The sequence below is a fragment of the Paenibacillus barcinonensis genome (assembly GCF_003217495.1).
Taxonomy (GTDB): Bacteria; Bacillota; Bacilli; order Paenibacillales; family Paenibacillaceae; genus Paenibacillus; species Paenibacillus barcinonensis.
Genome location: NZ_QJSW01000022.1, coordinates 70,582 through 84,763 on the forward strand (window position 1 = coordinate 70,582; position 14,182 = coordinate 84,763).

Consider the following 14,182-nt stretch of genomic DNA (forward strand, 5'->3'; position numbering starts at 1 on the left):
TTCCAACCCCAGTCCCAGTGCGCTTCTCAATCATGCAAAACACCTTATTCTCCGCATAGGAAAAAGAACATATGTTCCCGTTATTTCATTGCCTGAGTCCGTCCTTTCAGTTAGGTATATTGAAGCATGACGTATTACATATAACGTACAACAGGCAAGAGCAAGTTTCAGAAGGCACAAAAAAGACGCCAACAGAATCATGGCTTATTCCACAGGAATAAACACAATAATTCCATTAACGCCTTGTGCTTCAGCTTGTAGGCTTGCTCTGTTCAAAGGACAAGATCAGGGTCAAGTTGTACTAGGAAGCATGCCTGCATTTGTTTGGACTTATGCTTCCAGACGGGATACCAGAGCTCGCAACGCATGGCCCCGATGACTAATCGCCTGTTTTTGCTCCAGCGTAAGCTCGGCCATTGTCATCTCATATTCCGGCACATAGAAGAGTGGATCATAACCGAAGCCACCTTCACCTGCTGCGTCAGCCGTAATCCAGCCTTCAGCCGCACCTTCCGCCTCCACCTTGTCGCCGCTTGCCGGATCGTACAGCACAAGCGCACATACAAAGCGTGCTGTACTCAGCAGCGGCGGCTGAGTATCCTCGCCTGCCTTCAGCGTGGCAAGAGCATCCAGCAGCTTGGCATTGTTCTGTGCATCGGCTGCACCCTCACCCGCATAACGTGCCGAATAAACCCCCGGCTCCCCGTTCAACAGATCAACGCATAGCCCTGAATCATCTGCCAGAACAGGCAACCCGAGCGCGTCACCAACCGCTTTGGCTTTTTTCCACGCGTTCTCGGCAAACGTCACACCGTCTTCCACAACATCCGGCAGCTCCGGATAGTCGAACATGCTTTTGACCTCTTTTCCCAGAGGCGCAAAGGCATGTGCAAATTCTCGCACCTTCCCTGCATTTCGAGTGGCAACAACGATTACCGGGCTATCCAGATTCATCTTATGCCTCTCCCAATCCACGGGAGCCAATCTTGAGCGCAATCGGTCCAAGCACTTCCTTTTGACGCTCGATCATTTCCAATATCCCCTGCTCACCAAGCTCCAGCATGGCATTCAGTTCACGGCGGTCAAATGGCGCTTCCTCTCCTGTACCCTGAAGCTCCACGTATTTACCGCTCCCCGTCATCACCAGGTTCATGTCCACCTTGGCTTTTGAGTCCTCGTCATAGTTCAGGTCCAGCACCGGCTGTTCGCCCACAACACCTACACTTACGGAAGCCAGAAAATCCGTAATCGGAAACACCTGCAGCTTGTGCTGCTGCGCGATTTTGTTCACCGCCAGTGCAAGAGCTACGAATGAACCGGTAATGGACGTGGTGCGCGTGCCTCCATCTGCTTGGATTACATCACAGTCCAGCGTAATGGTACGCTCCCCAAGCGCCTGCAAATTCACTACAGAGCGCAAAGCGCGACCAATCAGACGCTGAATTTCCATCGTACGTCCTGTTAATTTACCCCGATTGGCTTCACGCTGGTTCCGGGTATGTGTGGCACGAGGTAGCATGGAATATTCTGCCGTTACCCAGCCTTTGCCTTGACCTTTCATGAAGGGAGGAACTCTCTCCTCCACTGTTGCTGTGCAGATTACCTTTGTATCACCGACTTCAATCAATACAGAGCCCTCGGCGTATTTATTTGTGTTAATTGTTAAATTCATCGGGCGCAGCTGTTCGCTAGTTCGTCCGTTAGATCTCATATTTTCTGCCTCCTACGACTTAAGCATCCTGTAATGTTGAACTTGTTCTCTCTAACAACAATCCTTTATATTTTACCAAAGAGTTCGTTTAAAAGCACCCTTGAGCCGCGCATATCTGTTAAATCGGGATTTCGTTAATATATTCCGGCTTCGACACAGGTGCGCTGTAGTCCTGGTTATCATCGCCCTTGACTGTTTTCTGTCCATTCCATTCAATCTGCACCTTGGCATCCTTGCTGGCTGTATTCTCAGTGGTTGTCAGGACAACGGACTGCAGCAATTCACTTGGCACCATATCACCTTCGGTGAACATATCGTCCTTGAGCGCAACGGTCACCGTCCCATCCTCAGACGTTTTCACCGATTGCAGCTCTGTGCCGCCTGTCATCACTTCCTCCAGCTCCCCACCCTTGGCTGGTCCTTTGATCAGCTCGTTCAGAGCCGCCTGAACGCGGTCGCCACCTGGCGTTACAAGACGTGTAACAGGAACATAATATTGCACACCAGCAGGGGAAGCAGCTGAAAAATAAACCGTTACCGGACTACTGTTCGTTGTAAAGGAGTCACCCAGGTCCAGATTGATGCCGACCGCACGATTCAGCGGCTCTGGCAACGGTGTACTGTTCACCGGCATCTGGCTCAGCTTTTTGCCATCGACCCAGATTTGCACATTTTTCACATCCGGCGTGCCGGTCAGCGTCCATGTGATGGCTTCCAGCATTTTACGTTCATCTTTGGCGTCATATTTGGCAAAGTTACCCGAGAACTCCACAACAGCAAGTTTGTCTTCCGCATGGAGTGTTACATTCTGTACCACCGTACCTTGTGGCAGTACACCCTTGAAGCCTTCAGGCAGCATTCCTGCATATGCTCCGCCCGTAACCAGGGTATCCAGTGCGGTCTTCGGACTGCTTACATCTGTTCCGGACGGAAGTGTTAAGGATACAGGCGCAAGCAGTCCCTGCTGATCCTGCAAATATACCGTCGTCAGCGGAAGCGTAGCGAGCTTTCCATTGCCTTCCGCAGCCTGAATCATGGCAGCTTCCTGAATACGCGGCGGCGGATCAATGGCTTCTGAAGATTGGGCACCAAACATACCGCAGCCACTCAACACTACAGGAATACTCAGCAAAGCTGCTGCTGCTGATGCCTTACGCAAAGATGGGATCTTTCTCATGATCACGTTCCCCCTCATCATTTTTACAGTTTGTACTACCATGTATACGAGCCTTTGCTCAAAAAATAACTACTTTTTATACAAGCTCCTGCTGGACCTGACGATCTGCATATGATACAAACATAAAAGCAACGCAATCTGGTTAATGACGTATGTAGGTAATAAACGTATTTCTATATAAATTGAACGATTTTTTTACACGTTAACGGAGAGGACAGAAAAAACCTGGGGATAACAGCGATTGGAAGGTTATTCTGTCATCGGAGTGTTCCCGTGTAAACCTCTTCGTTCAATTTATATTAACATCAGAGGAGGACTCGCCCATGGAACATCCGGAGCAGGAAAACATCCCTTACAGTCTGAATAGCCGCAAAGTTGCAGAAGCCACAAGGGAATGGCTACACAAGCGGGGCGTCACGATCCTTGAGATCGCAGAACTGGTTATGCTGCTACAGAAAAAGTATTATCCTGGACTGACAATGGAAGAATGTATCGAAAATGTGGAGATGGTCCTGAAGAAACGCGAGGTACAGAACGCTGTCCTGACAGGTATTCAGCTTGATCTGCTGGCTGAGCAGGGACAACTGCTCTCTCCGCTGCAAGAGATGATTGAGAACGATGAGGGTTTATACGGCGTGGATGAAATTCTGGCCTTTTCAATTGTGAATGTTTACGGCAGCATCGGCTTCACGAATTACGGATATGTGGACAAGCTGAAGCCCGGTGTACTGGACCGGTTAAACGACAAAAGCCTTGGACCTGTGCATACATTCCTTGATGACATTGTAGGCGCTATCGCATCAGCTGCCAGCAGCAGGATTGCCCACCGCAAGCAGTCCGAGATGGAAGAGGCCATGGGAGAAAAGCCGGTCAGTGATGAACAAATGTAGCATTCATAACAATGCTGCGAGTTACATGGATTGATTGGATTTCGCATCCATACATATCAGCGATAATCGAAGTTTACGCCAAAACCATGTAAAAAGCGGCCCATGCAGGCCGCTTTTCTACTATCATTTTCTTGGACGATGCCATTGAGCATCCTGCCTAATTAACATGCGCCGCTATCCAAGCATGCAGAGCGCATTTACCTGTTAAACTGCTCTTGTCCCGCAGGCACAGCCAGTCCGTAAGCTTCCGCCCATTTACGCTCCGTCCTCGATTCAGGGGGTGTCTGTTTGGGTCCAATCGTGATCTCAGGCCCTTTCCGCTCTCGTAACATGCCACGCAACACCGTGATGCCGATCATGCTGAGCCCTGTAAATACATACATCATACGGATGAAGACATTCCCGGAATCACTTCCCGTCACCAGACCATGAATCAATAATCCCACGAACACCGGGTAGGATAACATATGGAACAGAAACCACCATTTCCGTCCCAGCCTGTCACGCAGATCACTGGATAACAATACGATCACCAGGCCGTAGAACGCTAATGTGCCGAGTCCGCTACCTACTGGATGAACCGAAGCGGTAAAGGGTAGGAATAATTCACTCCAAGTGAACGGACTATAATGATCTACAATCAATGTAAGTCCATGTACGATGCCAAGCCCGAAGGCCAGCCAGGTTGTCCGTGTATGCCACTTAAACATCACGGCTTTGGGCTTGCCCTTTGCCATAGGCATGCCTTGAGCAATACCCAGAAAGACACCAACAAAAAGGAGCAAATATGCCGCAATACCGCTAATCCGAATGATATTCCACGTTGGCAGGTAATCTACGATCCACTGTGCCATAACCGGCTCCCCCATATCTGTTAGACTTGTACTCCTTTATATCAGACTGAAACGGTGATCCGGGTCAAAGCCGGGCCAGCATTCTGCAAGTGCCGCGGTATTGCCTCGAAAATAAACAGTACCCTCTCTTGTCATCCAGAGAATATCGTGCCGGTCATAATGGCGATTGAGCCATTTTACCGCCTCGCTGCTGCCCAGAATACATACCGTTTTGGCAATAATCTCACACTGTGATGTGTGCTTTCCGGCAACTGTGCATTGTAGAATGTCTGTATCCGCCGGCTCCATCGTACGGGGATCAATTAAATGATGCGCTGTACGACCATTGTTATACCGCCACTGTCTTCGGGTAATCCCGGATGTAGCTACAGCTCCGTTACGAAGTCGAACCTCCCCGGACATGCCTTGCTCCTGTGCAAAGGGACTGGTCACCTCAAGCGTCCACCCAGGATGATCGGCTGTTCCCCATACCTGAACATCACCGCCTGCATTAATCATGCCCGCAGCAATCCTCATCTTCTTCTGAAGCCAGTCCGCAATACGTTCTACAGCCCAGCCCTTCACGATTCCACCAAGATCAAGCTCTGTTCCCGGGTCCAGATGAACCATCCGACTGCCTTCTTGCTGTATCCATGTGGGACGACTGTAGTCAAATCGCTCTTGCCCTCTGCTGACCGATTCCATTTCTCTTGCACCAATCAGATGAGGTATATCCATCGAAGGCCGATAAGATGCTCGCTCCAGCACTTTTTCAAAGCTTGCATTATAACCGGATAAACGAAGAGCCTGTGAGATGCCTGGCTGAAAAATACCTTCTGTCTGCCCGATATATCCGTAAGCCAGACTCAGGACTTCATCCATCGCAGCCGATACGGGCATCCACCCGCTGCTGTTGTTCAGACGGTTCAGCTCACTGTCAGCCACAAAGCGGCTGAAGCGCTGCTCCTGCGTTTCAAACCAGTTTTTCACAAGAGATGCCGCATGTTCAGCCTGCTCCTTGTCTGCACAGAGCTGCAACTCAACGTTTGTGTTCATAGCCTCAAATCGAAAACGAAGTGGACGAGAGACTTGCTCTACGCGGCTCATGATACACCTGTGTGTGACCGATAATTGCCACTGCTGCTAGTCCCGGAGTCTCTGCCCCGATCACGTTGTCCGAATTGCTCGCCCGGTGAACCCAAGCTTCCACGGTTGATGCTATCATCGGGCGCTGCCACGGAATGATCCGTCTGTTCCTGATTGGACTCAGCCGTGTATCCATCTGTATCCCGGCTATACGAATCTGTCGAATTCGGGGACCACTCATGCATGACATCATCCCGTGAATCCTGCTGTGCAGACGTCATTATGCCTGCATCTGAACCATTTGCTGATGCATAAGCAACATCAAACGCTTCTGAAGTTCTTACATATTGGAAGAGTGCAGCTACAGTCAACGTAGCTGCAGCCGAAGCTTGCCATTTGCGCCATTGGTTTTGTTTACGCCTTGCCATCGCTCATCCCTGCTTTCTATAGCGAAGTTCATAGTTGTATGATAGGCAGGAAGGCTTAAAAGAAGCTGAATAAACGGTTAAGAGCGGCTAAAGCTTTTTTGGAAAGGCCTAATTACAAACAAAAAAAGCAAGGATGCGCTAACATCCTCACTCTGGATTATGACTGTATGTTAATTAAAAAATGAATGCACCTGTTTTATATCCATTTACTTACTGCTGATGTTGAAAATAAATGATGCCTCCTGACTCCTGTGCCTCTCTCGCCAGGCCACGCCGGATTAGCTCCTGCAAATGTGCCAGCGTCTCACTCATCGCAAAACGCAGCTGGTGTGTTCCCAGCCGATCGCCAAACAGATGCAGACAAATATCGTATGCGTGAGCCGAGCTCTCCTGCAAACGTTCCGACAGTTTCGCAAGGCGTTCTTCATGATGTGCAAGCAGCTCTGTTGTACGTTCCGTAAATCGGGTAAACGGATTGCGGTGCCCCGGATAGGCTCGCTCCACCGTCAATGCATGCAAACGAGTCAAGCCTTGCATGTAGGACTGTAATGGCTCAGGATCACTGCCCGGCAGCAGGCTGATATTGGGTGAGATTTGTGGCAATACCGCGTCTCCGCACAATATTTCTCTCGATTCAGGCGCATAGAACGACAGATGTCCTGGGGCATGTCCCCCCGTCTCCAGCGCAATCCACGCTTTCCCTCCCATATGCAACGTCTCACCATCCGCAATGAGTGTTACCTCGGGAAGCGGGGTAAGCTGTGAGATAAAGGTTCTCATATGCGCTTTGATTTCAACTGTTTTATATTCTGGCATGCCGTGGATACGATAATACTCCGGCAGCCTCTCGTCTATGCTCGCTTCGGGTCCCCACATATAATCCGCCTCCTGACGGGAGCGCGCCGACATTAGCACAGGCGCACCACTCATCTGCTGCATCCAGCCGGATAAGCCGAGATGATCTGGATGATGATGAGTCAGCACAATCTGGTGAATGTCCTGAAAGGTCAAGCCAAGTGCCGCTAATGCTTCGTGCCACTCCTGCTCGGTCCCCGCTGTACGCGGTCCCGGATCAACAATGCTCACCTTGCCATCTGGCTCGGTTAAAATATAGCTATTCACCCATCGTAGCGGAAAAGACATCGTGATCTGAATACGGTGCATACCCGCTGGCATAGAGATGGTTTCAGTTCGTGTACGTTTCATCGTTCTCCCCTGTCCTTTTCGTTTCTGTGTAAATCAAGCGTTCAATGAATATCGTTTGCTCATTCCGCAGGACGATGTCCAACAAAAATCATACGCGGCGATGTCTGCTCGTCATATTGCTCTTCATCATAGCCGCCGTGAACCTGATCCACCCTGAGACCTGCTTCATGAATCAAGTCGCTGAGCTCCTTACGTGAGTACAGCTTGACACTTTCCTTATAAACGCGCGGTTCGGCTCCGGCCGCCATGTCCGTGATCCGAATCTCCTTTTGCACAAATCCGTCCTGTACTCTGCGTAGCTCCTCAATTCGCTGCCCTTCATCCTCACGAACCGAATGTGGAACCAGATGTTCCTTCACATAGGCCGTGTTGATAAAATCAATAATAAATCGGCCGCCCGGCCTTAACATGTGATGGATTGCACGCAACACCTTGAGCTGCTCTACATCCTCGGGAAAATATCCAAACGAAGTGAACAGGTTCACCACCGCGTCAAATCCACCTGCGAGCGGAACGCTGCGCATGTCGGCATGAACCCATCTGACCCGATGCTCTGTATCCAGCTCCCGCGCCTCCTGTAACAGCACATCCGACAAGTCGACCCCTGTCACCTGTAATCCGGCGTCCGCCAGAGCAAGAGAGTGCCTGCCCATGCCGCAGCATAGGTCCAGCACTTCTGCATCAGGGCGGAGCTTGAGCCAGTTAATCATTTTATGTACTTCCTCATAGGCACCATGCACATCCCGGTGTTTGTATACGAGCAGATAATCTTCGCCAAAGCTCTTTTCGTACCATTCCGTCATGAAAACCTTCGCCCTCCACGTCTGTGATTCATCATTTCAAGTTATTGTAACCGTTTATGTCTCAAACTCAAAATGACGGCCTGCCGTCTCATTGAATGCCCCTATAACGCACGATATAATGGTACACATGTCATACTCCTGCGAATCGGTTAAATATAAACAACAGGAGGTGTTCTTATGATTCGTATCGGACTCACAGGATGGGGCGATCAAGATGACCTCTACCCGAACCGCACCAAAGCAAAGGACAAGCTTCAGCTGTATAGTCAATATTTCTCTACGGTGGAGGTGGACAGCTCCTTCTATGCTGTACAGCCTCGTGACCGGATGGCCCGCTGGGCGGCGGAGACACCCGATTCGTTCTCATTTATCGTGAAGGCCTATCAGGGAATGACGGGACATCTGCGGGGCAAGCCGTATTTTAACAGCACATCCGAGATGTACAAAGCGTTTCGGGAATCACTGGAGCCTGTCATCGAAGCTGGCAAAATGCAAGCGGCCTTGTTTCAATATCCACCTTGGTTTGAATGCAACCGGGACAATGTAAATGAACTGCGGGAAGTGAAGCTTCGCATGGAGGGCATTCCATGTGCCATTGAATTCCGGCATCGAAGCTGGTATGAGGACAAATTCCGCGAGCGCACACTTGCTTTTCTGAAGGAGCAGGGCTGGATTCACAGCGTCTGTGACGAGCCCCAGGCAGGGCCGGGATCGATCCCCATCGTGCCGATTGCGACTGATCCCCACATGACGCTTGTGCGCATGCATGGTCGCAATGTGTCGGGCTGGCATCAGAACGGCGCACCCAACTGGCGCGAGACACGTTATCTGTATCGGTACAATGAGCAAGAATTGCTCGAATGGAGGGGTTATCTGCAGCAGCTGCAGGCGCAGAGCGAAGATGTATTTGTCATTTTCAACAACAACTCCGCCGGAGATGCCGCTGCCAATGCACAGATGATGATGGAACTGCTGGGTCAGCCCATCAAGCCATTTCCCGACCGTACGGAGCCCGAAAAGGAAGAAGGGCCTGAGCAGCTAGAGTTATTTTAAAATCGAGTTAACCCCCTCCTTCTAAGCACAATTCGCTTTTTATTGAAGATATACGGGGAACAGCATTTTTTTAACCAATGTTTTATTAACGTGGCAAAATGGATTACAATAGATTGAACGCAGATTTTGAAGGAGGCCTTTTTCAATGAAAGAACAAGCATATTTTGAGCAAAACCGGGACAAACATCTGGCAGAACTGAATGAATGGTTATCCATTCCGAGCATTTCCGCCATTTCTGAGCATAAAGAAGATATCCAACGTGCCGCACAGTGGGCAGCAGACGCTCTTACACGTGCTGGTATGGAGAATGTGGAGATTATCCAAACCGCCGGGCATCCGATTGTGTATGCAGACCACCTGCATGCTCCGGGCAAACCAACAGCACTGATCTATGGACACTATGACGTGCAGCCGGTTGATCCGCTTCACCTGTGGGAGACACCTCCTTTTGAACCAACGATTCGGGATGGCAAGCTGTATGCCCGTGGTGCAACGGATGATAAAGGACAAATTTTTATACATATCAAAGCCGTTGAAGCACTGCTCGCCGAGAACAAAGAGCTTCCGATCAACGTAAAATTCTGCATCGAAGGCGAAGAGGAAATCTCCAGCCCGAACCTGCCGATCTACCTGAACGACCATACCGAAAAGCTGCGTGCTGATATGGTGCTGATCTCGGATACGTCCCTGCTGGAAAAAGGAAAACCGGCGATTTCCACGGGCCTGCGCGGCCTGTGCTCCATGCATGTGGACCTGTTCACCGCCAACACCGATCTGCACTCCGGTTCCTTCGGCGGCGGTGTACCGAACGCGCTTCACGCACTCGTATCCCTGCTGGCATCCTTGCATGATGAGCAAGGGCGTGTGAGCGTGGACGGCTTCTATGACGGGGTTCTGCCGCTGTCACCTGAGATGAGAGAAGAGTTTGTGAAGCAGGGCTTCAACGAGGAGCAGCTTCGTCAGGATCTCGGACTGGAGCAATTGTATGGCGAAGAAGGCTACTCCTTCGTGGAGCGTGTCGGTGCACGTCCAACGCTGGAGCTGAACGGCGTGTGGGGCGGCTTCCAGGGTGAAGGCAGCAAAACGGTTATCCCTAAAGAAGCACATGCCAAAATCACCTGCCGTCTGGTTGCAGATCAAGACCCGCAGCAAGTGCTTGATTCAATTGAAGCTCATCTGCGCGCTCATGTACAACCAGGGGCAACGCTTCAGATCAAACAGATCGAGAAGGCTTTTGCGTTCAACACCGATCCGACTGATCCGATTCTGCAAAAAGCCGCTGATGCCTATGAAAAAGTATACGGCGTGCGTGCCCTCTTCACCAAAGATGGCGGCTCGATTCCGATTGTAGAGAAGCTCTCCCGTGTGCTCGGCGTGCCTGCTGTCATGATGGGCTTTGGTCTGCCAGACGAAAATCTGCATGCACCGAACGAGCACTTCAATCTGGAGAACTTTGATAAGGGATTGCTGACTGTAGTAGAGTTTATGAAAAGTTTATAATAGTTAAAAAATACGCTTACACGGAGATCACTACGTAGGGAGAACAAGCTTCCGATCGCTGTTACTCCCAGATTTCTTTGATCCCTTCTTCAGAGGGAGAAATCCGGTAATAAAGGCGAGCGCTTCGCTTCTACAGAATCGCGATTTCGCCCCTCCACTACGTTAGCGCCTTCTTTAGCCAGATGTCATTCATATCACGAGATAAGAAGAAACCGATAGCCTGTATGGTTATCGGTTTCTTCTTTTTGCTGTACGCCATGGATGCTGTGATCCATATGATTCCATGTCATGGCAGATCATGTTAATCTTCTTATAAAGAGTTTGCAGCGCTAAACGCATTCGTAACATTACTTTTTTACGGGACAGGAACGGTATCTGTAACCTCGGGTACTTTTTTCAAACCTGATACACTCCTGCATCTCCGCTCTTGCAAGCCGAATCTGAATGATGAGGTGAACTGTGATGTCTGCTTCTCATTTGACCAAAACTGCACTGGCTCATTCACTCAAACATTTAATGGAACATACGCCGCTGAACAAAATTACGGTAAAACATCTGGTAGAGGACTGCGGTGTAAACCGGCAAACCTTTTATTATCATTTTCAGGACATTTATGCACTGCTTGGGTGGATCTATGAAACGGAGGCTGTGAACAGCCTTGCGGGATATCGCAGCTACGATACATGGACCGAAGGGTTTTACAAGATCTTCTGTTACATTGAAAATAATAAAACCTTCTGCTGCAATACCCTCGAATCGCTGGGGCGTGCTCATCTGGATGGATATCTTTATCAGGTTACGCATGATCTGATTATGGGGGTAATAAACGAGCTCGCTTCCGGGGTCAAGGTTCGCATGGAGGATAAAGAATTTGTCGCCAATTTCTACACGCTCGCCTTCACCGGACTAATTATTCAATGGATGCGAAATGACATGAAGGAGCCACCCAAACAGATCATCAACAAGCTAAGCGAGCTGATTGAAGGAAATGTAGTCAGGGCACTGCACAAGTATGAGCTTAAATATGAGCACTAAACACAACACGGAAAGCTGCCATCCCCTCAAGGGGTGAGCGGCTTTTTAGGCATAATCAGGTTAAGCTTGGCTTGATAAGGAGATTTGAAGCTGTCAGATTACAGGCTTGCTGCAACAGAAATAGAGACTAAACCGACCGTCCTAAAACTAGACATTTTTCCAATAGTGACTAAAAAACAGACGCCTGCTTTCGTTTGATCATACCTTCTTTCGTTGCCTGGGTTTACATTGGGAATGTGAGTACACCATCATTTGGAGGCGATTGGTCGTGAAAAAAGAACATGACTCTAAACAGGTTTATTTTGTTGGCGGCGGTATTGCATCCCTTGCGGGAGCAGCTTATTTGGTGAGAGACTGTGACTTTCCTGGTGAAAATATTCACATCATCGAAGAAATGCCTATTCTCGGCGGCAGCAATGACGGGGCAGGTAATCCTGAGCAGGGTTACGTCATTCGCGGTGGACGTATGCTTAATGATGAGGCATATGAGAATCTGTGGGAGCTGCTGGGGACCATTCCTTCTATTGACCATCCGGGCATGTCCGTGAGAGAAGAGATCACGGCCTTTGACAATGCAAACCCGACACATTCCAATGCACGGTTGATTAATCGTGACGGTCAGGTCGAGGATGTTCTGTCCATGGGCTTTGACATGGCCGACCGGCTGGCGATGGGCAAGCTGATCATTACCCCTGAAGATACGCTGGGCAAATTGCGGATTAACGACTGGTTTGCCCCCCATTTTTTCCAAACGAACTTCTGGTATATGTGGGCGACGACGTTTGCTTTTCAGCCTTGGCACAGTGCGGTGGAGTTCAAACGATATATGCTTCGATTTTTTCACGAGTTTCCACGCATTCAGACGCTGGAAGGGGTTACGCGCACACCCTATAACCAATATGACTCGATTATTCTACCGCTACACCGATACTTGGAGCCGTTCGGCGTAGATTTCACGCTGAAATGCACCGTCACCGATCTGGATTTCAAAGAAGGCGATGGTATTACGGTCACACGGATGCATGTGCGGCGGAATGGTGCTGACGAAGTGATCGAAATTCGTGAAGGGGATCTCGTAATTGTAACAAATGGTTCCATGACCGAAGGTGCTGATCTCGGCTCGATGACCTGCGCTCCGAAGCTGAACGGCAAGGGAAGCTCCTGGCATCTGTGGGAGAACATCGCGGCGAAAAAACCGCGGCTCGGCAACCCGTCCTCTTTTAACGAGCATGTCGATGAATCCAAATGGGAATCGTTCACGGTTACGTTTCAGGATTCGGTTTTCTTCGATCTGATGGAAAAGTTCACCCGCAACAGAGCTGGCACTGGTGCTCTCGTCACATTCAAGGATTCAAGCTGGTTCATGTCCGTTGTGCTTGCTTTTCAGCCGCATTTCCGGAATCAGCCGGAGCATGTCAAGGTCTTCTGGGGTTATGGACTGTATCCTGATAACGTAGGTGACTATGTGAAAAAAAGAATGTGTGATTGCACCGGAGAAGAGATTATGCAGGAACTGATCGGCCATCTGCATTTTCAGGAGCATCAGGAGTCGATCATGGCAACAGCCAATTGCATCCCTTGTATGATGCCATATATCACCGCGCAATTCATGCCACGCCTGAACAGTGACCGCCCTCAAGTGGTGCCGGAGGGCTCAACCAACCTGGCGTTTATCAGTCAATTTTGCGAGATTCCTGATGATGTGGTGTTTACGGAGGAATATTCGGTTCGCGCCGCACGCATCGCCATATATACACTGCTTGGCATCAACCGCCCGGTGGAGCCGATCCATCAATATCAATACGATGTGCGCACACTGTTCAGCAGCTTCGTAACTTCGTTCAGATAAAAATTTCACATATGCGTTCAAATACACATTCAGCTGCATAATCGGATATACGTTTAAGATGTGCATTCAGAGAGGCACTCAGCTTTGTGCTCAGATGTGCTTGCAAGATTTATCCACCATTAAGAGTCCTGCAGATTAGATGACAGGACTCTTAATGGTGTGTGCTTTTGATTTTGGTCGCCTACACGCTGAACTGAACCTATCCATGAAGAATAATGGGGAGTTCCAACTATAAGAGTATAGAATTATAAAGGATAGACTTATAGAAGTCGTAGCACGAGAACCAACACCACAGTTTGTATTTTACGCGGCACCAACCGAACAGCAGCAACTCTGAAAAGCAGCCGTTCACTGACTGCTCATCCAGATAACGTTTAATACAACAGCACTGACTCTAACTGGACAGTCATGCAGACAAGGAAACAACAGCTTCCACGCTCTAGCTATGATGAACGTAAACAAGGATAGCCCCCACATATTGCTGAGCATCGTAGGTTAAAATGGAAAGTGTCAATACCACCATTTCAGAGCTACACAGCAAAGGAGAGCTATCACTATGCAGTCTACCACAAAATTCATCGGTTTAGATGTGTCCAAAGAAAAAATTTCG

Annotated in this window: 13 protein-coding genes; 5 read left to right on the top strand and 8 right to left on the bottom strand. The window is 49.4% G+C overall.

The annotated features are described in order from the left end of the window. Positions 1 to 330 precede the first annotated feature (330 nt). From DFQ00_RS23655 to DFQ00_RS23665, 3 genes are all read right to left on the bottom strand, one after another. A complete protein-coding gene (locus DFQ00_RS23655; RefSeq protein WP_110898929.1) occupies positions 331 to 954 on the bottom strand; it encodes an XTP/dITP diphosphatase in 624 nt (207 codons plus the stop codon). A gap of 1 nt (position 955) precedes the next feature. Continuing rightward, the gene (gene rph, locus DFQ00_RS23660; RefSeq protein WP_110898930.1) at positions 956 to 1,711 is read right to left on the bottom strand and encodes a ribonuclease PH; all 756 of its coding nucleotides are present in this window, start codon (positions 1,709 to 1,711) and stop codon (positions 956 to 958) included. A gap of 118 nt (positions 1,712 to 1,829) precedes the next feature. Continuing rightward, the gene (locus DFQ00_RS23665; RefSeq protein WP_110898931.1) at positions 1,830 to 2,888 is read right to left on the bottom strand and encodes a GerMN domain-containing protein; all 1,059 of its coding nucleotides are present in this window, start codon (positions 2,886 to 2,888) and stop codon (positions 1,830 to 1,832) included. Positions 2,889 to 3,211: 323 nt separating this feature from the next. Here DFQ00_RS23665 and DFQ00_RS23670 point away from each other — a divergent pair, with 323 nt between their 5' ends. Beyond that, positions 3,212 to 3,778: a phosphatidylglycerophosphatase A family protein gene (locus tag DFQ00_RS23670; protein ID WP_110898932.1), complete on the top strand. Its 567-nt coding sequence runs from the start codon at positions 3,212 to 3,214 to the stop codon at positions 3,776 to 3,778. 197 nt (positions 3,779 to 3,975) lie between these two features. On the opposite strand, the gene DFQ00_RS23675 is transcribed toward DFQ00_RS23670, so the two are convergent. The 5 genes from DFQ00_RS23675 to DFQ00_RS23695 form a co-directional block, all read right to left on the bottom strand. Further along, positions 3,976 to 4,632 carry a ferric reductase-like transmembrane domain-containing protein gene (locus tag DFQ00_RS23675; protein ID WP_167433816.1) on the bottom strand — a complete coding sequence of 219 codons (657 nt, stop codon included), beginning with the start codon at positions 4,630 to 4,632 and terminating at the stop codon, positions 3,976 to 3,978. A 36-nt stretch (positions 4,633 to 4,668) separates the two neighbouring features. Continuing rightward, positions 4,669 to 5,718 carry an FAD:protein FMN transferase gene (locus DFQ00_RS23680; RefSeq protein WP_110898934.1) on the bottom strand — a complete coding sequence of 350 codons (1,050 nt, stop codon included), beginning with the start codon at positions 5,716 to 5,718 and terminating at the stop codon, positions 4,669 to 4,671. Next, positions 5,715 to 6,125 (bottom strand): hypothetical protein, encoded by a 411-nt coding sequence (locus DFQ00_RS23685; protein WP_110898935.1) that lies wholly within the window; start codon positions 6,123 to 6,125, stop codon positions 5,715 to 5,717. The genes DFQ00_RS23680 and DFQ00_RS23685 overlap by 4 nt, the downstream gene beginning before the upstream one ends. A gap of 210 nt (positions 6,126 to 6,335) precedes the next feature. After that, a complete protein-coding gene (locus DFQ00_RS23690; protein ID WP_110898936.1) occupies positions 6,336 to 7,331 on the bottom strand; it encodes an MBL fold metallo-hydrolase in 996 nt (331 codons plus the stop codon). A 59-nt stretch (positions 7,332 to 7,390) separates the two neighbouring features. Then, entirely contained in the window at positions 7,391 to 8,134 is a 744-nt protein-coding gene (locus tag DFQ00_RS23695; RefSeq protein ID WP_110898937.1) for a class I SAM-dependent methyltransferase, read from the bottom strand. A gap of 177 nt (positions 8,135 to 8,311) precedes the next feature. Between DFQ00_RS23695 and DFQ00_RS23700 the strand changes: the two genes are divergently transcribed. The 4 genes from DFQ00_RS23700 to DFQ00_RS23715 all read left to right on the top strand — a co-directional run bounded on the left by DFQ00_RS23700 (position 8,312) and on the right by DFQ00_RS23715 (position 13,572). Beyond that, on the top strand, positions 8,312 to 9,187 hold the full coding sequence (locus DFQ00_RS23700; RefSeq protein ID WP_110898938.1) for a DUF72 domain-containing protein: 876 nt from the start codon (positions 8,312 to 8,314) through the stop codon (positions 9,185 to 9,187). Between the two features lie 145 nt (positions 9,188 to 9,332). After that, positions 9,333 to 10,688 carry a dipeptidase gene (locus DFQ00_RS23705; RefSeq protein WP_110898939.1) on the top strand — a complete coding sequence of 452 codons (1,356 nt, stop codon included), beginning with the start codon at positions 9,333 to 9,335 and terminating at the stop codon, positions 10,686 to 10,688. Between the two features lie 462 nt (positions 10,689 to 11,150). Further along, on the top strand, positions 11,151 to 11,723 hold the full coding sequence (locus DFQ00_RS23710) for a TetR-like C-terminal domain-containing protein (protein WP_110898940.1): 573 nt from the start codon (positions 11,151 to 11,153) through the stop codon (positions 11,721 to 11,723). Between the two features lie 268 nt (positions 11,724 to 11,991). After that, positions 11,992 to 13,572, top strand: coding sequence for an oleate hydratase (locus DFQ00_RS23715; protein ID WP_110898941.1), 1,581 nt, complete (start codon positions 11,992 to 11,994; stop codon positions 13,570 to 13,572). Positions 13,573 to 14,182: the final 610 nt, after the last annotated feature.